The sequence below is a fragment of the Aureimonas endophytica genome (genome assembly GCF_014642635.1).
Classification (GTDB): domain Bacteria; phylum Pseudomonadota; class Alphaproteobacteria; order Rhizobiales; family Rhizobiaceae; genus Plantimonas; species Plantimonas endophytica.
Map to the genome: position 1 here is coordinate 61984 of NZ_BMIQ01000006.1, position 25367 is coordinate 87350.

The following is a 25367-nucleotide window of genomic DNA, read 5'->3' on the forward strand; positions in this document are numbered from 1 at the left end:
CCTGCAGGACAGCCCGGACAAGGTCCGCGAGACGGAAGACGCCGCGACGCGCGAAGCGCGGATGCCGTCCAGCCTCGTCGCGCATTTCGGCCCGGACGAGCCGCTCCGCCTCGATGCCGGCCGCGCGCTCTCCCCTTTCCAGATCGCCTATACGACGCATGGCACGCTGAACGCCGACAAGTCGAACGCGATCCTCGTCTGCCATGCGCTGACCGGCGACCAATATGTCGCGAGCCGCAATCCGGTGACGGGCAAGCCCGGCTGGTGGTCGACGCTCGTTGGCGAGGGCAAGCCGCTCGATCCCTCGCGCTACTTCATCATCTGCTCGAACGTCATCGGCGGCTGCATGGGCTCGACCGGCCCCGCCGCGCTCGATCCGGCGACGGGCGAACCCTATGCGCTGGACCTGCCCGTCCTCACCATCCGCGACATGGTGCGGGCGCAGGCGATGCTGGTCGACCGGCTCGGCATCGACACGCTCTTCGCCGTGGTCGGCGGCTCGATGGGCGGCATGCAGGTGCTGGAATGGGCGGTCACCTACAAGGACCGCGTCTTCGCGGCCCTGCCGATCGCCACCGGCGCGCGCCATTCCTCGCAGAACATCGCCTTTCACGAGGTCGGCCGGCAGGCGGTGGTCGCCGATCCCGAATGGCGCGCCGGGCGCTACATTCTCGAAGGCACGCGGCCGCACAAGGGTTTGGCCGTCGCCCGCATGGCGGCGCATGTCACCTATCTGTCGGAAGCCGCCCTCCAGCGGAAGTTCGGCCGCAATCTCCAGGACCGCGAGGCGCTCGGCTTCGGCTTCGACGCCGATTTCCAGATCGAGAGCTATCTGCGCCACCAGGGCATGACCTTCGTCGATCGCTTCGACGCCAATTCCTATCTCTACATGACGCGGGCGATGGACTATTTCGACATCGCGGCCGAGTATGGCGGCAGCCTCGCCGAGGCCTTCCGGGGCACTAGGACGCGCTTCTGCCTCGTCTCCTTCTCGTCCGACTGGCTCTTCCCGACGGAGGAGAACCGCGCGGTCGTCCACGCGCTGAACGCCGCCGCCGCGTCCGTCTCCTTCGTCGAGATCGAGACCGATCGCGGCCATGACGCCTTCCTGCTCGACGAGCCGGAACTCTTCGACGCGATCCGGGGCTTCATCTCCTCGGCCGCGCGGCTCCGGGGGCTCTGATGGATACGCTCGTCTCGCAAGGCCCCGTCCCGACCAGCGCCACCGTCGAGGAGGCGGCGCGCCAGCGCATCGATCTCCAGGTCATCGCCGATCTCGTGCGGCCGGGCGCCCGGGTGCTCGATGTCGGCTGCGGCGACGGCGCTCTCCTCAGCCTTCTTCAGGAAAAGCGCGGCGTCGACGGGCGCGGGGTCGAACTCAGCCAGGTCGGCGTCAACGAATGCGTGGCGCGCGGCCTGTCCGTCATCCAGGGCGATGCCGACCGCGATCTCGTCCACTATCCGGACGACGCCTTCGACTACGTGATCCTGTCGCAGACCATCCAGGCGACGCGCCAGCCCAAACTCGTCTTGTCGGAACTCCTCCGGATCGGCGAGCGGGCCATCGTCTCCTTCCCGAATTTCGGGCATTGGACGATCCGCCTGTCGCTCGGCTTCACCGGCCGCATGCCGGTGACGCGCAACATCCCCTATTCCTGGCACGACACGCCGAACATCCATTTCTGCACCATCCGCGACTTCGTCGAACTGACGAAGGAACTCGGCGCGCGCATCGAGACCTCGGTCGCGCTCGATGCCAATGGCAACCGGCTCGGCATGAAGCTGCCCTGGGAATTCTGGAACCTCTTCGGCCAGCAAGGCGTGTTCGTGCTGAGCCGGTGAGGCTCAGCGAAGACGGAAGAGGACGAAAGCGACGAAGGCCCGTCGATCCGCCTCGGGCGCTGCCATGAACGTCTGGATCGCCGCCTCGCACTCGTCGATATCGTCGGCGACTTCCTGCGCCGTGAACGAGCAGATCGGATCGTAGTCCGCCAGATGGCGCTTCGTCTGCATGCGCGGGATGAGCGGGGCCATTTCGGCGAGGACCTTCGGCAATTGCCGGAGAATGTTCGAATTCACGCAGGCATTGCGTAGCGGACCGTGTTCGACGGCTCGATAGACGAGATGCCAAGCATTGTCGTGAACGTCCGACGGCCGACTAGGCAGCACACTGTCTGCGGCCATCCGCGAGAACATATGGAACAGCGCATAATATGCGCTGCTCGTCGCCCGACGTAGATCGGCTTCAGATGGCGAGCCCGCTACAAGCCGGCGAGCAAGTGCGATCAGCTCAAGCGGCAGCAGGATAGAGCCTCTTATAGTCTGATTCCGGATAGAAGAACGTCACCGGATAGGCCGCATCGCCCCAATCGTCGAAGGCGAGGCGCAGCCGCAAGCCGAAGCCGAGCTTCACCTTCGCGTCGAGCGGCATCCGTCCTTCGGCGACGACGAAGCGCGTCCAGACCACGGGCTCGTAGACGTGATCGAGGCCGCGCTCGCAATGCACGGCGAGGATCACGTCGGCCGAGAAGGTCTCCACCGCCATGGCGAGGATGCGGCGTTCCAGTTCCTTCGTATCGAGCACGGCCCGTCTCCTTCGATGCGGGATCATACCGGATCCGGACCGCGCAGGATACGATCAGAGATTGACCATCTTCATCCCGGCTTCGGGGTAGCGCGTGCCGGCGGCGGCGTCCTTCGGGAAGGCGGCATCGAGTTCCTCGAGATCGGCGGCGGAAAGCGTCAGGCCCGCGCCTTCGGCATTCTCCTCCAGGTAGCGGACGCGCTTGGTGCCGGGGATCGGCACGATGTCCTCGCCCTGCGCCAGCACCCAGGCCAGCGCCACCTGGCTCGCCTTGGCGTCATGCTTCCGGGCGATCGCCTCGACCACGGCGACGAGCTTCAGGTTCCTGTCGAAGTTCTCGTCCGAGAAGCGCGGCGAGTTCTTGCGGAAATCGTCGTCCGGCAGATCGGCCGGCGATCTGAAGCGGCCGGTGAGGAAGCCGCGTCCGAGCGGCGAATAGGGCACGAAGCCGATGCCGAGCTCGCGGCAGGTGGCGAGGATCTCGTCTTCCGGGTCGCGGCTCCAGAGCGAATATTCGGTCTGGAGGGCCGCGATGCGCGCTTCCTTCCGGGCGCGCCGGATGGTCGCCGGTCCGGCTTCCGACAGGCCGAGATGGCGCACCTTGCCCGCCTGGACGAGCTCGGCCATCGCGCCGACCGTCTCCTCGATCGGCACGTTCGGGTCGACGCGGTGCTGGTAATAGAGGTCGATGATCTCGACGCCGAGCCGCTTCAGGCTGGCGTCGCAGGCCTGGCGCACATAGTCCGGCCGCCCGTTGACGCCGAGCCGCTCGCCCTTCGGACCCCGGACATTGCCGAATTTCGTCGCGAGCACGACGCTCTCGCGCCGCCCCTTGATCGCCCGGCCGACGAGCTCCTCGTTGCGCCCGACGCCGTACATGTCGGCCGTGTCGAGAAAGGTGACGCCGAGATCGAGCGCCCGATGGATGACCTCGATCGATTCCTTCTCCTCGCCGGTGCCGTAGAATTCGGACATGCCCATGCAGCCGAGACCGATGGCCGAGACCGTGAGGTCGCCGAGTTTGCGGGTTTCCATGTCTGCCCCTTTCGCTGGAGAGCCGCCGATATAGGGCGCCGCGCCGCGCGGGGCGACGGGAATCAGCGGCCGAAGCCCGCCCCCGCCCCTTGCGGCAGCAGCACTGGCTGCATGAGGCGCCGTCTTTCGCGCCGCTCGCTCGCCACCGGGATGCCGCGATAGATCTGCTTCGTCGCCTCCAGGATGACGACGCCCGAGAAGAGCGGCCAGGCGCGGCGGCCGAGCCGCTCCAGCGCCGGGGCGAGCGCCAGCATGGACCGGCGCCGGAAGGGCGCGAAATGCAGGGCCTCCGAGGCGGCGGCCGGCGTGAACAGCGCCTCGCGCAGGAGGCGGACGAGCTGGCCGCGCGACCAGGGCCGGCCGGAGCCGAAGGGCGTGTGCTCGAAGCGCGACCAGACCCCCCGCCGGTTCGGCACGACGATGACGAGATGGCCGCCGGGCGCCAGCACGCGCCAGATCTCGTTCAGGAATTCGAGCGGGCTTTCGGCGAATTCGAGCGCGTGGACGAGCAGAATCCGGTCCACCGAGGCATCGCCGAAGGGCAGTTCCTCGATATCGACCAGGGCCGTCAGCGAGCCCTGCGGCGAGGGCCAGGGAATCGCCCCCTGCCCGCCCGGCATCAGGGCGATGGCGCGGTCGCAGTCCTGCCCGAACCGTTCGAGAAAGGGCACGGCATAGCCGATGCCGACGAGGCGCTCCTCGTGGATCGGCCGCCAGAGCGAGGCGAGCGCCGCCGTGATTGCCCGCTCCGCCGCCCGGCCGAGGCGCGAGGCGTAGAATTCCCGCAGTTCCAGGATGTCGGCATTCATGTTGAGAGGCATCGCGGTTCGGCTCAACGCGCTTTCCCTCTCTTCCGCCCGCCGCCGATGGGCGGATGCCAAGTCACCACCGATGCTCTAGATCGAATCCGTCCGCCGCCAAAGCAGGATTCGCCATGCCGCGTGCCATCGTCCGCCAGTTTTCTTGCCGAAGCGACAATTTCGGCGTTCTCGTCCACGATCCGTCGAGCGAGGCGACGATCTCGATCGACGCGCCGGAGGAAGGGCCGATCCGCGCCGCGCTGGAGCGCGAGGGCTGGACGCTCACCCATATCCTGACGACACATCACCATGGCGACCATGTCGAGGCGAATCTGGCGCTGAAGGCGGCGTTCGGCGCGCAGATCATCGGTCCGGCCGGCGAGCGCGACAAGATTCCGGGCCTCGACTGCGCCGTCGCCGGCGGCGATCGCTTCGAGGTCGGCGCGTTTGCCGTCGAGGTGATCGACACGCCCGGCCATACGCTCGGCGAGATCTCCTTCCATCTGCCGGAGGAGAAGCTGCTCTTTGCCGGCGACGCCCTGTTCTCGCTCGGCTGCGGACGGCTGTTCGAAGGGGACGCGGCGATGATGTGGGCCTCGCTCCAGCGCCTGCGCGCCCTGCCGGACGACACCATGCTCCATTGCGGCCACGAATATACGGCGACGAACGCGCGCTTCTCCGTCGATGTCGATCCCGGCAATCCGGCGCTGCGCAACCGCGTCGAGGAGGTGGAGCGGCTGCGCGTCGCCGGGCGGTCCACCCTGCCGGTGGCGCTCGGCACGGAGAAGCTGACCAATCCGTTCCTGCGCGCCGACAATCCCGAATTGCAGCGCGAGCTCGGCATGGCGGAGGCCGATCCGGTCGCCGTCTTCGCGGCGCTGCGCGAGAAGCGGAACCGCTATTGATGCTGCCGGCCGAAGTCGAACGGCTCGTCCGCCGCCTGAACCTTGCGGCCCATCCCGAGGGCGGCTGGTATCGCGAGACCTTCCGCGACAGCGAGACGGACGGCGCCGGGCGTCCGCGCTCCACCGCGATCTACTATCTCCTCGCCGCCGGCGAGACCTCGGAATGGCACCGCGTGACCGACGCGGCCGAGGTCTGGCACTGGTATGGTGGCGCGCCGCTCGTCCTCACCGTCTCGCCGAACGGCCACGACGCCTCGGCGCATCGGCTGGGGCCGGATCTTCTCGGCGGCGAGGCGCCGCAATTCGCGGTGCCGGCCGGCTGGTGGCAGACGGCGACGAGCCTCGGCCTCTATACGCTGGTCGGCTGCACCGTCGCGCCGGGCTTCGTCTTCGAGAGCTTCGAAATGGCACCGAAGGACTGGCGGCCGACACCGCGCAAGGGCCTCGTCACGCCGCCTGGCGGCGCGCGAGGATCCGCCTGAAGGTCGGCCAGGCGGCGAGCACCGCCCCGGCGGTGATGAGCAGGGCGGCGAGCGCCAGCGCGGCGCTCGGCTGCGCCTCGCCGGCACCGACGAGGACGAGCGTCGAAAGAAGCGGCGCGGCGTAGCTCGCCGCGCCGAGGAGCTGCACGTCGCCGCGCTTCATGCCGATGTCCCAGACATAGAAGGCCGCGCCGACCGGCAGGAGCCCGAGCGCGACGACGGCGGCCCATTCGAGGCCGGTGGTCGGCCAGACCGTCGTCTCGAACAAGAGATGGGCGAGAAGCGACAGGATGGCGGTCGCGGCGCAGAAGCCGGCGACGATCTCGGTCGGCACCGCCGCGAGGCGCCGCGACAGGAGCGAATAGCCCGACCAGAAGAAGGCGCAGATAAGCGCCAGAACATAGCCGAGCATATGGTCGCCGGAAAAGCCGACGCCGCCGCCCCGGCCGGCGAGGATGACGCCCGCCCCGGCGAGACCGAGCACCGCGCCCGCCACATGGTGGAGGCGCAGCCGCTCGCCCGGCAGAAGGGCGGAGCCGAGCACGATGAAGAGCGGCCAGAGATAGGCGATGAGGCTCGCTTCTGCCGCCGGCGCGTTGCGCAGCGCCGCGAAATAGAGCGCGTGATAGCCGAAGAGCCCGCCGATGCCGACCGCCCAGACGGCGAGCGGCCGGCGGAAGGTGGCGAGGATGGCGCGCGGGCCGGCCCCCTTGGCGATAAGCCAGCCGAGCCCCACCAGCGTGCCGATGGCGAAGGTGATCGCCGCGAGCTGGAAGGGCGGCATCGCTCCGCTGCGCGCCGTCATCAGCGCCAGCAGCGACCACATGAGAATCGCGGAGAAGCCGGCGAGCGACGCCCGACCCCGTTCGCCGCCCATGGCACTCATCCCTTGGCGAAGGTGGAGGCGTTGAAGGTCAGGGGGCCGATCTGCGTCGGCACGCGGGCATAGACCGGCGCGTAGATGCCGGTCGCCCCGATCGGCGCGAACCAGATCTGCACCGTCTGGCGCACGATGAACTTCACGCCGCTCGACGTCACCTTATAGCCGCTGACGGGCTGGATGCGGACGTCGCAGGCGATCGCCTCGCCCTTGAAGCCGTCCGTCTCGATCGGCTTGCGGCCGGCGGGGCTGAACTTCAGATCGACGCGCGACCAGCCGTCGTAAAAGGGCAGCGTGCGGGTGCAGAGATCGTCCGGCGTCTTCACCGGCTTCAGCATCAGCCCGCTCAGCGGGTCGACGACCTGCCGCAGCTGTTCCGGCTGCACCGGCACGAAATCCTTGTTCACCTTCGCCTTCGGCTGCACCTCGGCCGAGGCGACGCGGCCCGACTGGAAGGCGACGTCGCTCTTGTAGACCTTCTTGCCGGACTTGTAGTCGAGGCCGTAGCGCGTGGCGAAGAGCTTGTCGCCGGCGATGCGGCCGGCGACCGAGCTCGTGCCCTTGATCGTCGTCAGAAGATCGGCGAGCCCCGAGGAGCTCAGCGTCCCGTCGACCGAATAGGCATTGCCGGAAATCTCGGTTTTGAACTCCGCCCGGCCGACCGGCAGGCCGATCAGTGAGACGTCGTAGCGCGTCGACAGCGTATCGGCGGCGGCCGGAACGAGCGCCGCTCCGAGAAAGGCGGCGGGAAGGAGGAACCGTCCGGAAAGTCTCGACCGCATCGCGCGTCCGTTCTTTGAGAGGGAACGCGAGCCGTCCCCCGCCGCATGTTCGGCTTCGGCGCGCAAGATTCAAGAGGCGTGCGACGGTTGACCTCGCGGAGCCGCGCGACTATAGAGCGGATCGATTTTCCGATCATGACTTTCGTGGATTGATCGCGCCGGCAAGCCGGCGGCGCACCGCGATGCTCTTGCTCGGATGCAGCTTCTTGAGGATTGACCCATGTCGCGCGCGTGCGAACTCACCGGAAAGGCCGTCCAGTACGGCAACAATGTCAGCCACGCGAACAACAAGACGCGGCGCCGCTTCCTGCCGAACCTGTCGAACGTCACGCTGATCTCCGATGCGCTCGGCCAGCGTGTCCGCCTGCGCGTCAGCGCCGCCGGCCTGCGTTCGGTGGAGCATCGCGGCGGTCTCGACGCCTTCCTCCTGAAGGCCGACGAGCGCGAGCTCTCCTCCCGCGCCCGCCTTCTCAAGCGTCAGATCGTCAAGAAGGTCTCGGCCGAAGCCTCGGCCTGATCCCGTCTCCGGCGCGGAGCGATCCGCGCCGGCTTTTCCGATCGACGCTGGTTCCATCACCCAGGATAAAAAAATGAACATCCGACCCTATGCCCTGCCGGTCGCGGCCATGGCGCTCGTCGTCGTCGCCTCCAACGTGCTGGTCCAGTTTCCGATGGCGGGAAGCCTCGGTCGCCTCCAGCTCGCCGACCTCCTCACCTGGGGCGCCTTCACCTATCCCTTCGCCTTTCTGGTGACCGACCTGTCGAACCGCTGGCACGGCCCGGCCTTCGCGCGCCGCGTCGTCTATATCGGCTTCGCCGTCGCGGTCGCGGCCTCGATTCTGGCGCCGCCGCTGCTGTTCCAGGCGGGACTGCTCGAATTCTCGACGGCGGGCGACCGGCTGGTGCGCATCGCCGCCGCCTCCGGCGCGGCTTTCCTCCTCGCGCAGCTTCTCGACATCTTCGTCTTCAGCCGGCTGCGCCAGCAGCGCTGGTGGCAGGCGCCGGCCTTCGGCTCGCTGGCGGGCTCCGTCCTCGACACGGCGACCTTCTTCACCATCGCCTTCGCCCCGGCCTTCGCCTTCGTCGGCCCGAGCGACGACTTCGCGCTCCAGACCGCGCCGCTGCTCGGCCTGTTGCAGACGGACGCGCCGCGCTGGATCTCCTGGGCGATGGGCGACTTCACGGTGAAGCTCCTGATCGCCGCCTTCGCGCTGATCCCCTACCGCGTGCTGATGCAGCGCGTCCTGCCCTACCGGACGACGCAGATCGCCTGACGGAAGAGCCCGCTTCGGCGGGCTTTTTCCATGCCTCACATCAGGTCGCGCGGGATCGTCTCGCCGAAATCCTTGCGATGAACTTCCGTCTCGCCCTCGAAGGCGGTGACGGAGGCGGAGACGATCCAGTCGCTCGCCGTGCAGGAGAGCCGCGCCACGCTTTCCGTGCGCGTGTTCCAGCCATCGGTGCGGCGCATCTCCGTCGTCCAGAGGGTCGTTCCCGTCATCGACAGCGGATCGTCGGGCGCGATCGTCCAGACCTCCTCCCGCACCTGCCGCGTCGACAGGCCCGTTTCGGGATGTTCGGCGAGGCCCGTATCCTCGAAGAGGCGGTAGCGCGTCACGCCGGCCTGGAGGTCGCGCTCGACGCTGCGCCGCGAGGCGCCCGGCGCGTGCTCGATATAGCGCGGCAGGGGATCGGGATCGTCCGGCTCCGGCACCGCGACCGGCTCGGCCCCGGCGAGCAGCGGCAGGGCGAGGCGCAGCGAGCCGCAATCCACCGTGACGCCGCCCGCCGTCGGCCCCGGCAGGATCGTCGGCCAATAGGCGGTGGACAAAGCGAGTCTCAGGCGATGGCCGGGCCCCAGCCGATAGCCGCAGGCATCGAGCGCCATCGCGATCTCGAGCCGCTCGCCGGGCACGACCGGCCGTGGTTCGGCCTGTCCCGCGCGATGGGCGAGGTTGAGCGTGCCGAAGGCGATGCGCGTCGCCGTCCCGTCCGGGTGGATGTCGACGAGGCGGGCGACCAGGTTGGCGGATGCGGTGCGCGGCACGAGCCCGAGGGTCAGACCGGGAAAGCCGAGGAGTTCGAGCGCCTCGGTCAAAGGCTCGGTCTCGAAGACCAGCGATCCCGCATCGTCCGGCCGCTGGTCGCCGGGCAGTTCGGCATCGGGCTTCAGCGTGAACCACTCGCCCGCCATCACGCCGGTATCCTGCGGCGATTCCAGATAGATGTGATCGGAGGACGGCGCGCCGGCGCCGAGCGACAGAGCCCGCCCGGCGCCGACATGCAGAACGAGCGGCTCCGGCGCCTGCCAGTTCGCGAGCGCCACCCAGCGGCCCGGCTCCTCGGCCCGCCAGCGGGCGGGGCGCGGCGCATCGACGATATAGGCCCGGACCTGCGGCAGGTCCTCGACCCCGTTCGGCTCGTTCTTCAGCCAGCGGTCCCACCAGCGGATCGCCTCGTTCAGGAAATCGGCGCGCGGCTTCGGCCAGGCGAAATGCGGATATTTGTGCACCCAGGGGCCGATCAGCGCCTTCGCCTTGGCGCCCAGCCCTTCCACCGCCTTCAGCGGCGTGTTGCGATAGCCGTCGAGCCAGCCGGCGATGACGAGGGCCGGCACCGGAAAGCCGGGGAAATCCTCGCAGATGGAGCCGTGGCGCCAGAAGGCGTCGCGCCGCTGATGCGCCAGCCATTCCGGCAGGAAGAAGGGCTCCTCCGCCAGCCGCTCCAGCCACATCGCGCGCCAGCGCGCGCCGACCAGCGCCGGGTCGGGCGCCCGCGACTGATAGGCCAGCATATAGGACGCCCAGGAGAGATTGGCGGAAAGCTGGCAGCCGTTCTTGTAGTGGATGTCGTCATTGTAGCGATCGACGGTGGAGGCGATGGAGATCACCGCCTTCAGCGCCGGATGGTTCAGCGCCGCGATCTGGAGCGAATTGAAGCCGCCCCAGGAAATGCCCATCATGCCGACGGCGCCGCTCGCCCAGGGCTGCGCCACGATCCAGTCGATCACCTCCAGCGCGTCGGAGAATTCGCGCGGCGTATATTCGCCGTCGATGACGCCCTCCGATTCGCCCGAGCCGCGAATGTCGACGCGCACGCCGGCATAGCCGGCCCCGGCGAGGGTCGGATAGGTCGATTCGTCCCGAACGCTGGTGCCGTCGCGCTTGCGATAGGGCAGATATTCGAGGATCGCCGGCACCGGCGCCTCCTCCGCCCCGGCCGGTAGCCAGATGCGGGCGGCGAGCCGCGTGCCGTCCTTCAGCGGGATCCATTCGTTCTCGATGACGCGATGGGCGCGAATCGTCATGCCATGCTCTCGATGCGGAAAAGCGTCAGTTGCCGGCGGCGGCCATGCGGCGGCCGTCGCGCACCTCCTCCAGCCAGCCGATGCGCATTTCCGGCACGGACTTGAGGAGAAGGTCGGTATAGTCGTCGAAGGGCGGCGCCAGAACCTCGGATTTCGGCCCGAAGCGCACGAGGCGGCCGCGATACATCACCGCCACCGAATCGGCGATGGCCCGCACCGTGGCGATGTCATGGGTGATGAAGAGATAGGAGACATGCGTCTCGGCCTGGAGCTTCAGGAGAAGCTTCAGGATGCCGTCGGCGACGAGCGGATCGAGCGCCGAGGTCGGCTCGTCGCAGAGGATGAGTTCAGGCTCGGCGGCGAGCGCCCGGGCGATGGCGACACGCTGCTTCTGGCCGCCGGAGAGTTCGGCCGGATAGCGCGCGGCATAGTCCGGCTTGAGCTCGATCGCCGCCAGCAGTTCCTGCACCCGCGCCCGCTTCTTCTCGCCGCGCAGGCCGAAATAGAAGGTCAGCGGCCGGCCGATGATCTCGCCCACCGTCTGGCGCGGATTCATCGCCGTATCCGCCATCTGGTAGATCATCTGGATGCGGCGCAGATCGTCGCGCGAGCGCTGGTCGAGCCGCGCCGGCAATTCCCGCCCGGCAAAGGCGATGCGGCCGCTCTTCGGCGGCAGGAGGCCGGTGATCACCCGGGCGAGCGTCGACTTGCCGGAGCCCGACTCGCCGACGATGGCCAGCGTCTGGCCCTTGGGCAGATGCAGCGACACGTCCTTCAGCACGGTGAGGCCCGAAGGATAGCCGGCCTCCACGCGATCGACGGTGAGGAGCCGGTCGCTCTGGTCCCTCGCCTCCTCGCGGCCGAAATGGCGCATCTCGACGAGGCGCCGCGTATAGTCCTCGCGCGGCGCTTCGAGGATCTGCCGGGCCGAGCTGTATTCCACCGTCCGGCCGTGGCGCAGCACCATGATGTCGTCGGCGACCTGGGCGACGACGGCGAGATCGTGCGTCACGTAGATCGCCGCCGTATGGGTCTCCTCGATCGCGCGCTTGATGGCGACGAGAACGTCGATCTGGGTGGTCACGTCGAGCGCCGTCGTCGGCTCGTCGAAGACGATGAGGTCCGGCGAAGGCATCAGCGCCATCGCCGTCATGGCGCGCTGGAGCTGGCCGCCGGAGACCTGATGCGGATAGCGGCTGCCGAAGCGCTCCGGCTCCGGCAGGCCGAGGCTGCGGAACAGCTCCACCGCCCGCGCCCGCGCCGCCTCGCGCGTCAGCAGCCCGTGCTTCAGGCTGGCCTCGATCACCTGATCGCCGAGCCGGAAGGCGGGGTTGAAGGAAGCCGCCGCCGACTGGGCGACATAGGCGACCTTGGCGCCCCGGATGCGGCGGAGCCGGCCGGGCGAGAGCCCCACGAGATCGGTGCCGGCGAGATGCACCGTGCCGCCGGCGATCCGCACGCTGCCGCGCCCGTAGCCGAGCGTCGACAGGCCGATGGTGGACTTGCCGGCGCCGGATTCGCCGATGAGGCCGAGCACCTTGCCCTTGGCCAGGGTGAAGGAGACGCCGTCCACCAGGGTCACCTTGCGCGGGCGCTCGCCCGGCGGGCTGATCTCCGCCTCGATGGTCAGCCCGCGCACGTCGAGAAGTTCGGCCATCAGGCGCGGCCTCCCTTGAGGCTCGCCGTGCGGTTCAGGAGCCAGTCGACCACGAGATTCACCGAGACGGCGAAGAGCGCGATGGCGAGGCCCGGATAGAGCGCGGCCGAGACGCCGAAGATGATGCCGTCCTTGTTGTCCTTCACCATGCCGCCCCAATCGGCGGCCGGCGGCTGGATGCCGAGACCGAGGAAGGACAGAGTGGAGAGAAACAGGACGGCGAAGGCGAAGCGCAGCCCGAATTCGGCGAGAAGCGGCGACAGGGCGTTCGGCAGGATCTCGCGGAAGACGATCCACAGCGTCCCCTCGCCGCGCAGCCGCGCCGCCTCGACGAAATCCATCACCGCGATGTCGGTCGCGACCGCCCGGCCGAGGCGGAAGACGCGGGTGGAATCGAGGACCGCCATCACGCCGACGAGGATCCACAGGCGCTGCGGCAGGACGGCGAGCACGACGAGGGCGAAGATCAGCGTCGGGATCGCCATCATCAGATCGTTGAGGCGGGACAGGAGCTGGTCGGTCCAGCCGCGCAGCACCGAGGCGGTGAAGGACAGGACGATGCCGAGCGAGAAGGAGAGGACCGTGGCGGAGGCCGCGACGAAGATCGTCGTCCGCGCGCCGTAGACGAGCCGCGACAGGAGATCGCGGCCGAGATTGTCGGTGCCGAGCAGGAAGGCCTCGCTCGGCAGGTCCCACACGCCGCCGACGATCTCCTCCTCGCCATGCGGGGCGATGAAGGGCGCGAAGAGCGCGCAGCCGAAGGCGATGGCGAGGCCCGCCAGGCCGATCCAGGCGCTCGGCGGAATGGCGCGCAGTCTCATCGCGGATGCCTCAGGCGCGGATTGGCGACGATCGCCAGGATGTCGGCCAGCATGTTGAGGAAGATGTAGACGCCGGCGAAGAGGAGGCCGCAGGCCTGCACCACCGGCATGTCGCGCACCGTCACCGCGTCGACCATGTACTGGCCGATGCCGGGATAGACGAAGACCACCTCGACCACGACGACGCCGACGACGAGATAGGCGAGGTTCAGCGCCACGACATTGATGATCGGCGCGATGGCGTTGGGCGCGGCATGGCGCACGATGGTGCGCCAGCGCGACAGGCCCTTCAGCTCCGCCGTCTCGATATAGGGCGCTTCCATGACGTTGAGGATCGCGGCCCGCGTCATGCGCAGCATATGGGCGAGCACGACGAGGACGAGCGTCGCGCCGGGCAGCAGGATGGCGCCGAGCCGATCGAGGAAGGGCATGCCGTCATAGACGGTGGAGGGGAAGGTGACGATCGGGAACTGGATCGCGAAGAGGAAGATCAGGACATAGCCGACGAAGAATTCCGGCAGCGAGATCGCCGCGAGCGAGAAGATGTTGACGAGCCGGTCCGGCAGGCGGTCGCGGAAGAGCACCGAGACCATGCCGAGGCCGACGGCCAGCGGCACCGAGACGAGCGCGGCGAAGAAGGCGAGGAAGAGCGTGTTGCCGAGGCGCCGGCCGATCTGCTCGGCGATCGAGTTGCGGCTCGCCCAGGACAGGCCGAAATCGCCCTGGAGGGCATGGCCGAGCCAGGAGAAGTAGCGGGTGATCGCCGGCTGATCGAGGCCGAGCTCGCGGCGGATGTTCTCCACCGCCTGCGGCGTCGCCGACTGGCCGAGATAGGTCTGGGCGAAGTCGCCGGGCAGCGCCTCGACGCCGAGAAAGAGCACGACCGAGACGGCGAGGAGCAGGAGCAGGCTGAGCCCCAGCCGCTGGGCGATCATCGCGCTGAGCGGCGAGGCCGCCCGCCACCGGCCGAAGCTCGAGCGGGGCGCGGCGCTCGGCGTCGTCTCGGCGGAGATGAGCATGCCGCCGGCGAGCCCCGCCGAGGCGATGGGATCGCCCGCCGGCAGGACCGCCGCGCCCGCCGGTCCTTCCGAGAGACCTGGCCCGGTCGTCACGCTCAGCCTTCCAGCCAGACGCGGTTCGCGACGTAGCCGTTCGACATGTCGTTGCCGATGTCGTGGACATAGCCCTTCACCGTCTTGCGGGCGGCGTTCACGAAGTCGTTGAACATCGGCAGGATGACGCCGCCCTCGTCGCGCACCATCATCGCCATGGTGCGGTACATCTCGCGGCGCTTGGCCTCGTCCAGCTCGGCCCGCGCTTCCAGCAGGAGCTTGTCGAAGTCCGGCCGGAGGAAGCGCGTGTCGTTCCAGTCGGCCTTCGAGTAATAGGCCGTGGTGTACATCTGGTCCTGGGTCGGCCGCCCGCCCCAATAGGAGGCGGAGAAGGGCTGGACGTTCCAGACGTTCGACCAGTAGCCGTCGCCGGGCTCGCGCTTCACCTCGATATTGATGCCGGCCTTCTTGGCGGTCTGCTGGTAGAGCACCGCCGCGTCGACGGCGCCCGGGAAGGCGACCTCGGAGGTGCGCAGGAGCACCGGGCCGTCATGGCCGGACTTCTTGTAGTGGAAGGCCGCCTTGTCGGGATCGTAGGCGCGCTGCTCGATGCCCTCGGGAAATAGCGCATAGGTCGAGTTGATCGGGAAGTCGTTGCCGACCTTGCCGTAGCCGGACAGGATCGTCTTCACCATCGCCTCGCGGTCGATCGCGTATTTCAGGGCGAGGCGCAGGTCGTTGTTGTCGAAGGGCGCCGTGTTGCAATGGGCGATGAAGACGTAGTGGCCCCGGCCGGCGGTGGAGAGGATGTCCACGGTCGGCGCCCGCTTCAGGAGCGCCACCGTCTTCGGATCGACGCGGTTGATGAAATGGACCTGGCCCGAGGACAGGGCCGCGACGCGCGCCGTCGCGTCGTTGATGACGATCAGCTCGACCGAGTCGACATAGCCGCGATCCTTGCGCCAGTCGTTCGCATTGTGCTCGAAGGTGGTGCGCACGCCGGGCTCGTGCTTCACGAGCTTGAAGGGGCCGGTGCCGATCGCCGCCGTCGGATTGTCGTAGCCGCCGTTCGGCTGGATGATCAGGTGATAGTCCGAGAGGAGCAGCGGCATGTCCGCATTGCCCTCCTGGAGGGTGAGGACGAGATTGCCGCCCTCCGCCTTGATCTCCGAGATCGACTTCACGACGCCGAGCGCGCCCGACTGCGACTTCTCGTCGGTGTGGCGCTGCAGGGTCTTCACCACGTCCTCGACGGTCAGTTCCTTGCCGTCGTGGAACTGCACGCCCTTGCGGATCTTGAAGGTCCAGACCTTGGCGTCCGGCGAGGCTTCCCAGCTTTCGGCGAGGGCCGGCACGGCGGCGCCCGTCAGCGGATCGCTCTCGACGAGAAGGTCGCCCCAGCAGCGGCCGATGCAGAAGAGCACCTGCGAGAGATAGAGGGCGGGGTCGAGCCCGTCCTTCGCCGAGCCGCCTTCGAGGCCGAGCTTCAGATGGCCGCCGCGCTTGGGTTCGGCGGCGGCGGCGCTTTCGGCGAAGAGGCTGCCGGCCAGCGTCAGCGAGATGCCGGCGGCGAGCGCCCGGCCCATGAATTCGCGGCGGTCGAGGCCGCCCCGGCGCAGTTCGTCGGCGAGAAACTTCCGATCGTCGCTCATGTCGTTTTCCCGTCCCCAACGCCGCCGCGCCCTCTGGCCGGCTGGATTCATGCCGGCAATCGCTCAGGCGCGACTTGATGCGGCCAAGCTATCGCCCGGACAATTCAGCGAAAGTCAGGTTACGACACGAATTGTCGCAAATACAGACAAGCCTTGAGGAACCCACAAGACTTCGCGGGAAAAGAGAAAAACAAGAGAGAGATGGAGGATATACTGGAAAAACGCAAGTATCGACGCCGCGCGCTCGATCCTGGTCTGGACAAGCTGCGTCGGGGCGTCGATCTGGGCTGAAGTGCCCACGAGAGAGGCACGACCGGTTCGGCATCAGGTGACGCCAATTCGGGTCCACATGCAAGCCTTTTCTCCACGGCGCGTTTGGCATAGCCAGCGTCGCAGTCAGCATGGCCCGTTCGGCACGGCCGGACGACAAATCGAGCCAGGCCACCTGCCGGGAGACGTGCCATGCCGCTCGCCATGAATCGCGAGGTCTTCATCACCTGCGCCGTGACGGGCTCCGGCGACACGGCGGGGCGCTCCGACAAGGTGCCGGTGACGCCGGAGGCGATCGCCGCCGCCGCGATCGAGGCGGCCGAGGCCGGCGCCGCCGTCGCCCATCTCCATGTCCGCGACCCCGAGACCGGCAAGGGCGCGCGCGGTCTCGATCTCTATCGCGAGACGGTGCGGCTGATCCGCGCATCCGGCACCGACGTCATCCTCAACCTCACCGCCGGCATGGGCGGCGACATCACCTTCGGCTCCGTCGAAGAGCCCCTGCCCCCGTCGCCGGCCGGCACCGACATGGCGGGCGCGACGGAGCGGCTCGCCCATGTCGCCGAGCTTCGCCCGGAAATCTGCACGCTGGATTGCGGCACGATGAATTTCGGCGAGGGCGACTACGTCATGACCAACACGCCCGCCATGCTGCGCGAGATGGCGCGGCAGATCCAGGCGCTCGGCGTGCGGCCGGAGATCGAGATCTTCGACACCGGCCATCTCGTCCTCGCCAAATGGCTGAACGATCAGGGCCTGCTCGACGGGCCGGTGCTGGTGCAGCTCTGCATGGGCATTCCCTGGGGGGCGCCGGACGATATTGGCACCCTGATGGCCATGGTGAACAATCTGCCGTCGGACTGGATCTTCTCCGCCTTCTCCATCGGCCGCAACCAGTTGCCCTACGCGGCGCTGGCGGCGCTGGCGGGCGGCAACGTGCGCGTCGGGCTGGAGGACAATCTCTGGCTGCGCAAGGGCGTCCTCGCCTCCAACGGCGATCTCGTCGCGGCCGCGTGCCAGACGCTCGAAGGCATGGGCGCGAAGGTGCTCGGCCCGGCCGAGACGCGGGCGAAGCTGAAGCTGGAAAGGCGGGCCTGACCATGGCGACCCTCACCAAGGCCGCCGTCATCGGCGGCGGCGTCATCGGCGGCGGCTGGATCGCCCGCTTCGCCCAGAACGGGCTCGATGTCGCGGTCTACGATCCCGACCCGCAGGCGGAGGCGAAGTTCGGCCGGCTGATGGAAAACGCCGCCCATGCCTTCGGCCGGCTGATCGACGGGGCGCGCCCGAGGCTCGGCGCGATCCGCTTCGTCAGCTCGCTGGCCGAGGCCGTCGCGGGGGCCGAGATCGTCCAGGAAAGCGCGCCGGAACGGCTCGACCTGAAGCAGCGGATCCTCGCCGAGATCGACGCCCATGCGCCGCCCGAGGCGATCGTCGCCTCCTCGACCTCGGGCCTCCTGCCGAGCGAGTTACAGGCGACGATGACGCGGCCCGAACGCCTCGTCGTCGCCCATCCCTTCAATCCCGTCTATCTCATCCCGCTGGTAGAGCTCGTCGGCGGCGCGCGGACCGCGCCGGCGACGATCGAGCGGGCGCGCGCCTTCTATGCCGCGCTCGGCATGAAGCCGATCCACATCCGCAAGGAGATCGAGGCCTTCGTCGGCGACCGGCTTCTCGAAGCGCTCTGGCGCGAGGCGCTCTGGCTCGTCCAGGACGACATCGCCACCGTCGAGGAGATCGACGAGGTGATCCGCTATTCCTTCGGCCTGCGCTGGGCGCAGATGGGCCTGTTCCAGATCTACCGCATCGCCGGGGGCGAGGCCGGCATGCGCCATTTCATGGCCCAGTTCGGCCCCTGCCTCCAATGGCCCTGGACCAAGCTGACCGACGTGCCGGAGCTGACCGAGGCGCTGATCGATAAGATCTCCCACCAGTCGGACGCGCAGGCGGCGGGCCTGTCGATCCGCCGGCTCGAACGCATTCGCGACGACAATCTCGTCGCGATCCTGAAGGCGCTCGAAAAGGAGGATTGGGGCGCCGGCGCCCTGCTGAAGGCCTATCGCGCCGGCCTCGCCGGCGCGCCGGCCGCGACGCCGGCCGAGCCGCTGCGCCTTCATGCGGCGGAGGTGCCCGAGGACTGGCTCGACTATAACGGCCACATCACCGAGCACCGCTATCTCCAGGTCCTCGGCGACGCGACGGATGCCGTCCTCGCCCATCTCGGGCTCGATGCCGCCTATCTGGCGAGCGGGCGCAGCTTCTTCACGGTCGAGACGCATATCCGCCATCTCGGCGAGGGTCATCGCGGCGACCGGCTCGGCGTGGAAAGCCGCGTCCTCTCCGCCGATGCCAAGCGCCTCCATCTCTTCCACGCGATCCGGCGCGAGAGGGACGGGGCGCTCCTCGCCACCGGCGAGCACATGCTCCTCCATGTCGACACGAAAGCCGGGCGCGCCGTCGCGACGGAAGGCGCGATGGCGGAGCGGATCGCGGCGCTCGCCGCCGCCCATGCGGGACTGCCCGCGCCGGACGGGGCGGGCCGCCGCGTCGGCGAGCGCGGCTGAGGCTCCCGCCGCTACGAAGATTTAAGCCTTTCGCGCGAGGCTGCGCGGAGGGACTTCGAACTCCACGGGCCCTTCGCGCCCGCCGGCCCCGTCCGGCGGGAGGGGCGAAAGGCCGGGATGGAGGGCATTCTTCGAGGCGGTGCCCCGTTGCGTACACGTCTATTCCGCCGCGCGCCCGGGCTCGTCGCCCTCGGGCTTCTGACCGGCCTCTCCGCCTGCTCGCGCCTGTCGCACCTCACCGAGGAGGACTGCCTGACGCGGGCGATGTATTTCGAATCGAACCGCACCAGCCATGACGGCATGCTGGCGGTCGGCACCGTGGTGATGAACCGCAAGGCCTCCGGCCGCTATCCGCGTTCGGTCTGCGGCATCGTCGGGCAGAAGAACCAGTTCGCGCCGGGCGTCCTGACGAAGCCGATGGCGCAGGGCAAGGACCTCGCCCGCAAGACGGCGCGGGAAGTGCTGCGCGGCGCGCGCCACACGGAGGTCGGCCGGCGCGCCATGTTCTTCCACACGGCCGGCTATTCCTACCCCTACAACAACATGCACTATGTCGCGATCGCCGGCGGCAACGCCTTCTACGAGAAGCGCCGCAATCCGACGCAGACGCAGGAGGACGTGGCGCGGCGCGGCGACCGGCTGATCTACGAGCCGCCGGTGCGCGAGGCGGCGCGGCAGCGGGTGATCGCGACGCGCATCGCCGATGCCGCGCCGATGCCGGCCGCCACCGCCGGCCAGCCGATCCTTCTGGAGCCGCTTCCCGCCCCGACGCCCGCCCAGACGCTCGGCACCCTCAGCGAGGTGCCGCTGCCCGCCATCACGATCGAGCAGGCGATCGCGGGCGAAGGACTTTACTGAAGCTTAACGCGATCGTTCAAAGGCAAGCTTTCCTTCACCATAACAAGCGACGGGGCAATTGACTCAAAGGCCGCACGAAACTTACCGGCCGAATCGGCATTCCTCGGGCATGTGCTGCTCGTCGCGCCCCTCCTCCTGCAAGGTCCTCGTCGTCGAGGACGACCCGCTCTTGCGGCTGGACGCGGTCGACCTCGTGGAGGAGGCCGGCTTCGAGGCCGTGGAAGCGGCCAATGCCGACCATGCGCTGCGGCTGCTCGAAGCCGATCCGACGATCGGCGTCCTCTTCACCGATGTCGACATGCCGGGCTCGATGGACGGCGTCGGCCTCGCCCATCTCGTGCATCGCCGCTGGCCGCCCGTCGCGATCCTCGTCACCTCCGGCCATTTCGCGCCGGGCGGCCGCGGCCTGCCGGAGAACGGCCAGTTCTTCGCCAAGCCCTATCGGCCCCATGCGGTGCGCGACGCCATCTTCCGCGCCGCGACGACGAGCGTGCGCACGGCGGCTTGAACCCGACTTCGGTGGCCTTTCCGCCGGCGGAGCGCTAGAGCTTCGGCCGCGCAGCGCGTATCGAGGTCATGGAGCAGAAACTCAGCCCCGCCCCGCCGCCCGTCACCGCCTCGGACGCCGGCAACCGGGTTCCGAGCCGCTTCCGCGCGCTCGTGCGCGGCAACGAGATCGGCCTCGCCCTCGTCGCCATCCTCATTGGCAGCATCGCCGGCCTCCTGGTGATCGGCATCAGCAGCGCCGCGCAGGCGCTGCATGTCTTCCTGTTCAAGCTCTCGCCCGGCGAGCGGCTGAGCGGCGCGGCGGGATTCGAGCTGCCGGCGCTCGTCTTCGTGCCGGCCGGCGGCGGGCTGCTGCTCGGCCTCGTCCTGTTTCTTCTCGCGCGGCGGCGGCGCAAGCGCGCCCTCGTCGACCCGATCGAGGCGAACGCGCTGCATGGCGGCAGGATGTCCTTGACCGACAGCCTGATCGTCGTTCTGCAGAACCTGATCTCGAACGGCTTCGGCGCCTCGGTGGGCCTCGAGGCCGCCTATACGCAGATCGGCTCCGGCATCGCCTCGCGGATCGGCATCGCCTTCGAGATGCGGCGCGGCGACATGCGCACCCTCGTCGGCTGCGGCGCCGCCGGCGCCATCGCCGCCGCCTTCAACGCGCCGCTGACCGGCGCCTTCTACGCCTTCGAACTGATCATCGGCACCTATTCCATCGCGACGCTGACGCCGGTCGTCGCGGCGGCGCTCGCCGGCACGCTGGTGGCGAGGCTCTTCGTCGGCAATGCCTATCTGATCGATATCGGCCATCCCGGCCCCGTCGGCGCCACCGACTATCCTTCGGCGATCGCGCTCGCCATCCTCGCCGCCGGCCTCGGCATCCTCGTCATGCAGACGGTGACGCGGACGGAGATCCTGTTCCGCAAGAGCCGCGTGCCGCTGCCGCTGCGCCCGGCGCTCGGCGGACTCGTGCTCGCCGGCCTCGCCATGCTGACGCCGCAGGTCCTGTCCTCCGGCCATGGCGCGATGCACATGACCTTCGATCTCGACCTGTCGGTCCACACGCTGGTCCTGCTTCTCGGGGCCAAGGCGCTGGCCTCGGCGATCTCGATCGGCAGCGGCTTTCGCGGCGGGCTGTTCTTCGCCTCGCTGTTTCTCGGCTCGATCCTCGGCAAGCTCTTCGCCGTCCTCGCGCTGCACCTCTTCGGCGCCGACGCGCTGACGCCCGCCACCTATGCGCTGGTCGGCATGAGCGCGATGGCCGTCTCGATCATCGGCGGCCCGCTGACCATGACCTTTCTGGCGCTGGAGATGACCGGCGACCTGCCGATCACCGCGCTCGTCCTCGCGGCGGTGGTCGCCGCCTCGCTCACCGTGCGCAAGACCTTCGGCTATTCCTTCGCCACCTGGCGCTTCCATCTGCGCGGCGAGAGCATCCGCAGCGCCCATGACGTCGGCTGGATCCGCAACCTTTCCGTCGGGCGCATGATGCGGCGAGACCTGCGCACCGCGCCCATCGACACGGCGCTGAAGGTCTTCCGCCGCGAGTTCCCGCTGGGTTCCACGCAGCGCGTCGTCATCACCGATCGCGCCGATGCCTATGTCGGCATCGTGCTCGTGCCGGACGCCTATTCGGAGGATATCGACGATCTCGACGCGACGGTCGAGAATCTCGTGCGCTTCAAGGACTTCATGCTGCTGCCGCAGATGAACGCGCGCGAGGCGAGCCGCCTCTTCGACGCGGCCGAGAGCGAGGCGCTCGCCGTCGTCGACGATCCGAAGACGCGCAAAGTGCTCGGCCTTCTCACCGAAAGCCATCTCCTGCGCCGCTACAGCGAAGAGCTGGAAGCGCGGCGCCGGGAGGCCGCCGGCGAGACGGCCTGATCCTCACGAGCGAAGGCTCAGTGCGGCTTGGCGCCGTCCACCACATGGGTTTCCGGCCGGTCGGCGCCGTCCGCCACTTCCTCGTGCCAGCGCCCTTCCGCGTCCTGCCAGGAGATGCCGTCCGTCTCGCCGGCGAGGCCCTGGCGCTCGGCGGCGTCGCGCGCCGCGGCCAGCGCATGGTCATGCGTCGGGAAGGTCTCGGAAAACACGTCGCCGACCTTATAGGCCCAGCCGCCGTCGTGCTTGACGATCTCGTAGTTCAGTTCGCTCATCGCCGCGATCCTCCTCTTCTTGCGCCGGACGGGGCGTCCGTCCTCGCGTCAAAGGTCGGGCGCAGCGTCCCCTTCGGCAAGGGCGAGAAGCGCCGCCGGCAGCTCCTCCAGCCGATCGATCGCCCGATCGGCGCCGAGCGCTTCCGGCATCAGCTCCGTATAGCCGCCGGCGACCGCCACGACGGCCATGCCGGCGGCGCGCGCCGCGAGGACGTCGTTCTCGCTGTCGCCGACGAAGACCGCCTCGCCGGGCTCTATGCCGAGCTCCCGGCAGGCATGGAGGATGAGGCCGGGCTCCGGCTTGCGCGGCGGCCCGGCATCGCCGCCGACCACCACCGCCATCAGGTCGAGCAGGCCAAAATGCTCCAGCACCGTGCGCGTCGCCGCGCCCGGCTTGTTGGTGACGGTGCCGAGCCGCACGCCCTTCGCCGCGAGGTCGCGCAAGAGATCCGAGACGCCGGCCATCAGCACGGTCAGTTCCGTGGCGCGCGCCTCGTAGAGCTTCGTATAGCGCTCGGCGACGCGGTCGCGCGTCGCCGGATCGATCTCGATGCCGAGGGCCGCATAGGCACGCTCGATGAGGACCGGCACGCCGCGCCCGATCATCTTCGTCACCGCCTCCAGCGTCAGCGGCGGCTCGCCATAGCTTTCCAGCGTCTGGTTCAGCGCGGCATGGATGTCGGGCGCGCTGTCGACCAGGGTGCCGTCGAGATCGAAGAGAATGGCGCGCGGCCAGCCGGCAGGTTTCATGTCGAACAGTCCGCTTCTCATTCGGTCGGCGGATCGAGCACCGCCACCGTCGTCCAATGCGCCGTGAGGGCGGGCTTGGCCGCGCCCTCGATCTCGATCGTCGCGTCCCAGGAGGATTGCAGCGAGACGGCGCGCTCGACAAGGCCGATCAGCCGGAAGCGCCCGCGCACCCGCGCGCCGCTCTTCACCGGCGCGATGAAGCGCACCTGCTCGAAGCCGTAATTGATGCCCATCCGCGTCCGCTCCACCCCCGGCAAGGCCTCGAAGGCCAGCGTCGACAGAAGCGAAAGCGTCAGGAAGCCATGGGCGATCGTGCCGCCGAAGGGCGCCTCCGCCCGCGCCCGTTCGGGATCGACATGGATGAACTGGTGATCGCGCGTCGCGGCCGCGAAGGTGTCGATCATCGCTTGGTCGACCAGGAGCCAGTCGGAAACGAAGGCCTCGGCGTTCAGATGGCGGCGATAGTCCTCGATGGGCACCAACCGCGCCCGGAGTTGCGCCTCGAATGTGGCATCGCTCGGCAAACCGCTTCGTCCTTTCCTCGTCGCCCGCCGCGCCGCAGCGCGAGCCGGGCCCCTGTTCGGCGATCATCGCCCTGTTGACATCGCGGCGCCCGCCCCGTCCACTCCAGCCCGCTTCGGGAGAGTCTCGGAAAGATGGACCAGACGACGAGAGCCTCGCCGCGCCCGCCCCGCCTTTCGGCGCGCCGCGCCGCCTTCGCGAGCGGGCGGCTGGAGCGCCTCAGTCCCGCCGGCGAGGCGACGCGCGCGGGGCTGCTCCGCGCCGCCGCCGAGATCTTCGCCGAGAAGGGATATGCGGAAGCCTCGATCGACGACGTCGCCCGCCGCCTCGGCGCCACCAAGGGGCTGGTCTATCACCATTACCGCTCGAAGGGCGATCTTTATCTCGATGCCGCCGCCTGGGGCCTTGCCTATCTCGACCGCGCCGTCAGCGAGGCCGCCGCCCCGCGCGAGCGCGCCGCGACGCGGCTGAAGCGCATGGCGGAAGCGCATCTCGCGGCGCTCGCCGCCGAGCCGGCCGCCCGGCACGGCAGGCGCGGCCCGCCGCCCATGGCCCTCGCGCGCGACGCGGGCGCGGAGGCCGAGCGCCTCGCCGCGCTTCGCCAAGCCTACGAGGCGCGTTTCCACGCCATGCTGGAGGCGGCGCGGCGCGAGGGCGACGCGGAGGCGAAGCCCGACGCCGCTACCGCCTGCCGCGCGCTTCTCGCCATTCTCGACCTGCCGGCGCGCGGCCCGCCGGCCGAGCCCGCCGCCCTGGCGCTCGCGGCGCTGCGCGCCGCCGGGATCGACCGCGCGGTCCTCGCCGAGGAATTTTCCTGAACCATGTCGCAGATGCGCCAGCGCGATGTTTCCGATCCGTTCTAGCTCGTGCCGAGGACAGCCAGCGGACAGCGAATCGGCCATGGGCGATGATCGGAACCGGATGCGGGGCCTCGTGCTCGTCTTCGCCGCGACGATCCTCTGGAGCTCGGTCGGCTTCTTCGTCCGCCTTCTCGATCTCGACGTGTGGACGGTGCTCGGCTGGCGCTCCTTCTTCGGCGCGATCGGCCTCTTCCTGATCATGCTCTGGCAATATGGGCGCGGTTCCGGCCGGGCGATCGCCGGCCTGTCGCGGGCGGGGCTCGTCGCGATTCCCGTCGCGGCCCTGTCGATGTTCGCCTATGTCGCCTCGCTGACCCTCACCGATGTCGCGAATGTCATGACGATCTACGCCACCGTGCCCTTCGTCGCGGCGGGCATCGCCTTTCTCTGGCTCGGCGAGCGGCCGAGCCGGCGCGTCGTGATCGCCAGCGCCCTGTCCTTCTGCGGCATCGCCCTGATGGCGGTCACCGCCCTCGGCGGCTCGGACATGCGCGGCAACGCGCTGGCCTTCGTGATGACGCTCGGCTTTTCCTTCATGCTCGTTCTGGCGCGGCGCGAGCCGGGCCTGCCGATGGCGCCGGTCAATCTCGCCGGGGCGCTGATCTGCTTCTTCGCCGCCCTGCCGCTGATGCCGGCGGCCTGGCCGACGCCCGGCCAGTTCCTGATCCTCGCCGTCTTCGGCCTGTCCACCAACGCGCTGGCCTATATCCTCTTCCTCACCGGCGGTCGCCACATCCCGTCCGGCGAGGCGAGCCTCATCACCCTTCTCGACGTCGTGCTCGGGCCGCTCTGGGTGTTCCTCGCCTTCGGCGAAGTGCCGAGCCCCATGGCGCTCGTCGCGACGGCCACCGTGCTCGCCGCCACCACCTGGTACATTCTCGGCCTGCGCTTCGACCGTCCGGGCCTCGCCGAGACGGAGGCCTGCCGCTCCTGAG

27 protein-coding genes are annotated in these 25367 nt (G+C 69.1%); 13 read left to right on the forward strand and 14 right to left on the reverse strand.

What is annotated here, in order from left to right; genetic code table 11:
- Positions 1 to 61: 61 nt before the first annotated feature.
- Both metX and metW read left to right on the forward strand, forming a co-directional pair.
- The gene (gene metX / locus IEY14_RS17845) at positions 62 to 1183 is read left to right on the forward strand and encodes a homoserine O-acetyltransferase MetX (protein WP_244639584.1); all 1122 of its coding nucleotides are present in this window, start codon (positions 62 to 64) and stop codon (positions 1181 to 1183) included.
- Positions 1183 to 1842: a methionine biosynthesis protein MetW gene (gene metW / locus IEY14_RS17850; protein ID WP_188910924.1), complete on the forward strand. Its 660-nt coding sequence runs from the start codon at positions 1183 to 1185 to the stop codon at positions 1840 to 1842. The genes metX and metW overlap by 1 nt, the downstream gene beginning before the upstream one ends.
- 3 nt (positions 1843 to 1845) lie before the next feature.
- Here the strand turns inward: metW and IEY14_RS17855 are convergent, their stop codons facing one another.
- The 4 genes from IEY14_RS17855 to IEY14_RS17870 all read right to left on the reverse strand — a co-directional run bounded on the left by IEY14_RS17855 (position 1846) and on the right by IEY14_RS17870 (position 4428).
- On the reverse strand, positions 1846 to 2034 hold the full coding sequence (locus tag IEY14_RS17855) for a hypothetical protein (protein WP_210318488.1): 189 nt from the start codon (positions 2032 to 2034) through the stop codon (positions 1846 to 1848).
- A gap of 256 nt (positions 2035 to 2290) precedes the next feature.
- The gene (locus IEY14_RS17860; protein ID WP_188910926.1) at positions 2291 to 2584 is read right to left on the reverse strand and encodes a hypothetical protein; all 294 of its coding nucleotides are present in this window, start codon (positions 2582 to 2584) and stop codon (positions 2291 to 2293) included.
- A 54-nt stretch (positions 2585 to 2638) separates the two neighbouring features.
- Entirely contained in the window at positions 2639 to 3619 is a 981-nt protein-coding gene (locus IEY14_RS17865) for an aldo/keto reductase (RefSeq protein ID WP_188910927.1), read from the reverse strand.
- Positions 3620 to 3681: 62 nt separating this feature from the next.
- Positions 3682 to 4428 (reverse strand): class I SAM-dependent methyltransferase, encoded by a 747-nt coding sequence (locus IEY14_RS17870; RefSeq protein WP_188911410.1) that lies wholly within the window; start codon positions 4426 to 4428, stop codon positions 3682 to 3684.
- Positions 4429 to 4553: 125 nt separating this feature from the next.
- On the opposite strand from IEY14_RS17870, the gene gloB reads away from it, so the two are divergent.
- Both gloB and IEY14_RS17880 read left to right on the forward strand, forming a co-directional pair.
- Complete coding sequence (gene gloB / locus IEY14_RS17875; protein WP_188910928.1) at positions 4554 to 5324, forward strand: hydroxyacylglutathione hydrolase; 771 nt, start codon at positions 4554 to 4556, stop codon at positions 5322 to 5324.
- Positions 5324 to 5806 (forward strand): cupin domain-containing protein, encoded by a 483-nt coding sequence (locus IEY14_RS17880; RefSeq protein ID WP_188910930.1) that lies wholly within the window; start codon positions 5324 to 5326, stop codon positions 5804 to 5806. The genes gloB and IEY14_RS17880 overlap by 1 nt, the downstream gene beginning before the upstream one ends.
- On the opposite strand, the gene yddG is transcribed toward IEY14_RS17880, so the two are convergent.
- Both yddG and IEY14_RS17890 read right to left on the reverse strand, forming a co-directional pair.
- Positions 5772 to 6683 (reverse strand): aromatic amino acid exporter YddG, encoded by a 912-nt coding sequence (gene yddG, locus IEY14_RS17885; RefSeq protein ID WP_188910932.1) that lies wholly within the window; start codon positions 6681 to 6683, stop codon positions 5772 to 5774. The genes IEY14_RS17880 and yddG overlap by 35 nt on opposite strands.
- A 5-nt stretch (positions 6684 to 6688) precedes the next feature.
- Positions 6689 to 7468: a DUF3108 domain-containing protein gene (locus IEY14_RS17890; protein WP_188910934.1), complete on the reverse strand. Its 780-nt coding sequence runs from the start codon at positions 7466 to 7468 to the stop codon at positions 6689 to 6691.
- Between the two features lie 220 nt (positions 7469 to 7688).
- Here IEY14_RS17890 and rpmB point away from each other — a divergent pair, with 220 nt between their 5' ends.
- On the forward strand, positions 7689 to 7985 hold the full coding sequence (gene rpmB, locus IEY14_RS17895) for a 50S ribosomal protein L28 (protein WP_188910936.1): 297 nt from the start codon (positions 7689 to 7691) through the stop codon (positions 7983 to 7985).
- Positions 7986 to 8058: 73 nt separating this feature from the next.
- Complete coding sequence (locus tag IEY14_RS17900) at positions 8059 to 8742, forward strand: queuosine precursor transporter (protein WP_244639560.1); 684 nt, start codon at positions 8059 to 8061, stop codon at positions 8740 to 8742.
- A 35-nt stretch (positions 8743 to 8777) separates the two neighbouring features.
- Here the strand turns inward: IEY14_RS17900 and IEY14_RS17905 are convergent, their stop codons facing one another.
- The 5 genes from IEY14_RS17905 to IEY14_RS17925 are packed head-to-tail and all read right to left on the reverse strand — an operon-like array spanning position 8778 to position 15957.
- Positions 8778 to 10775 carry a CocE/NonD family hydrolase gene (locus tag IEY14_RS17905; RefSeq protein WP_188910938.1) on the reverse strand — a complete coding sequence of 666 codons (1998 nt, stop codon included), beginning with the start codon at positions 10773 to 10775 and terminating at the stop codon, positions 8778 to 8780.
- 25 nt (positions 10776 to 10800) lie between these two features.
- Positions 10801 to 12432, reverse strand: a complete 1632-nt coding sequence (locus tag IEY14_RS17910) for an ABC transporter ATP-binding protein (RefSeq protein WP_188910940.1) — start codon at positions 12430 to 12432, stop codon at positions 10801 to 10803.
- Positions 12432 to 13253 (reverse strand): ABC transporter permease, encoded by an 822-nt coding sequence (locus tag IEY14_RS17915; RefSeq protein WP_188910942.1) that lies wholly within the window; start codon positions 13251 to 13253, stop codon positions 12432 to 12434. The genes IEY14_RS17910 and IEY14_RS17915 overlap by 1 nt, the downstream gene beginning before the upstream one ends.
- Positions 13250 to 14365 carry an ABC transporter permease gene (locus tag IEY14_RS17920; RefSeq protein WP_373289002.1) on the reverse strand — a complete coding sequence of 372 codons (1116 nt, stop codon included), beginning with the start codon at positions 14363 to 14365 and terminating at the stop codon, positions 13250 to 13252. Before IEY14_RS17920 ends, IEY14_RS17915 begins: the two co-directional genes overlap by 4 nt.
- Before the next feature lie 2 nt (positions 14366 to 14367).
- Positions 14368 to 15957 carry an ABC transporter substrate-binding protein gene (locus IEY14_RS17925; protein ID WP_188910944.1) on the reverse strand — a complete coding sequence of 530 codons (1590 nt, stop codon included), beginning with the start codon at positions 15955 to 15957 and terminating at the stop codon, positions 14368 to 14370.
- Positions 15958 to 16419: 462 nt separating this feature from the next.
- On the opposite strand from IEY14_RS17925, the gene bcoG reads away from it, so the two are divergent.
- The 5 genes from bcoG (at position 16420) to IEY14_RS17950 (ending at position 22028) form a co-directional block, all read left to right on the forward strand.
- Positions 16420 to 17325: a 3-dehydrocarnitine:acetyl-CoA trimethylamine transferase BcoG gene (bcoG, locus tag IEY14_RS17930; RefSeq protein WP_188910946.1), complete on the forward strand. Its 906-nt coding sequence runs from the start codon at positions 16420 to 16422 to the stop codon at positions 17323 to 17325.
- Between the two features lie 2 nt (positions 17326 to 17327).
- Positions 17328 to 18791: a carnitine 3-dehydrogenase gene (locus IEY14_RS17935; RefSeq protein ID WP_188910948.1), complete on the forward strand. Its 1464-nt coding sequence runs from the start codon at positions 17328 to 17330 to the stop codon at positions 18789 to 18791.
- Between the two features lie 147 nt (positions 18792 to 18938).
- Complete coding sequence (locus IEY14_RS17940; RefSeq protein ID WP_373289003.1) at positions 18939 to 19649, forward strand: cell wall hydrolase; 711 nt, start codon at positions 18939 to 18941, stop codon at positions 19647 to 19649.
- A gap of 109 nt (positions 19650 to 19758) precedes the next feature.
- Positions 19759 to 20157 carry a response regulator gene (locus IEY14_RS17945; RefSeq protein WP_188910952.1) on the forward strand — a complete coding sequence of 133 codons (399 nt, stop codon included), beginning with the start codon at positions 19759 to 19761 and terminating at the stop codon, positions 20155 to 20157.
- 68 nt (positions 20158 to 20225) lie between these two features.
- A complete protein-coding gene (locus IEY14_RS17950) occupies positions 20226 to 22028 on the forward strand; it encodes a chloride channel protein (protein WP_188910954.1) in 1803 nt (600 codons plus the stop codon).
- 17 nt (positions 22029 to 22045) lie between these two features.
- On the opposite strand, the gene IEY14_RS17955 is transcribed toward IEY14_RS17950, so the two are convergent.
- From IEY14_RS17955 to IEY14_RS17965, 3 genes are read right to left on the reverse strand one after another with little or no spacing between them, the layout of a single operon-like run.
- Positions 22046 to 22300: a DUF2188 domain-containing protein gene (locus tag IEY14_RS17955; RefSeq protein WP_188910956.1), complete on the reverse strand. Its 255-nt coding sequence runs from the start codon at positions 22298 to 22300 to the stop codon at positions 22046 to 22048.
- Positions 22301 to 22348: 48 nt separating this feature from the next.
- Positions 22349 to 23050 carry a phosphoglycolate phosphatase gene (gene gph / locus IEY14_RS17960; RefSeq protein WP_188910957.1) on the reverse strand — a complete coding sequence of 234 codons (702 nt, stop codon included), beginning with the start codon at positions 23048 to 23050 and terminating at the stop codon, positions 22349 to 22351.
- Between the two features lie 17 nt (positions 23051 to 23067).
- A complete protein-coding gene (locus IEY14_RS17965) occupies positions 23068 to 23532 on the reverse strand; it encodes a MaoC family dehydratase (protein WP_244639586.1) in 465 nt (154 codons plus the stop codon).
- Positions 23533 to 23706: 174 nt separating this feature from the next.
- On the opposite strand from IEY14_RS17965, the gene IEY14_RS17970 reads away from it, so the two are divergent.
- On the forward strand, positions 23707 to 24390 hold the full coding sequence (locus tag IEY14_RS17970; RefSeq protein WP_188910961.1) for a TetR/AcrR family transcriptional regulator: 684 nt from the start codon (positions 23707 to 23709) through the stop codon (positions 24388 to 24390).
- Between the two features lie 82 nt (positions 24391 to 24472).
- Positions 24473 to 25366: a DMT family transporter gene (locus IEY14_RS17975; protein ID WP_244639562.1), complete on the forward strand. Its 894-nt coding sequence runs from the start codon at positions 24473 to 24475 to the stop codon at positions 25364 to 25366.
- The last annotated feature ends 1 nt before the right edge of the window (position 25367 follow it).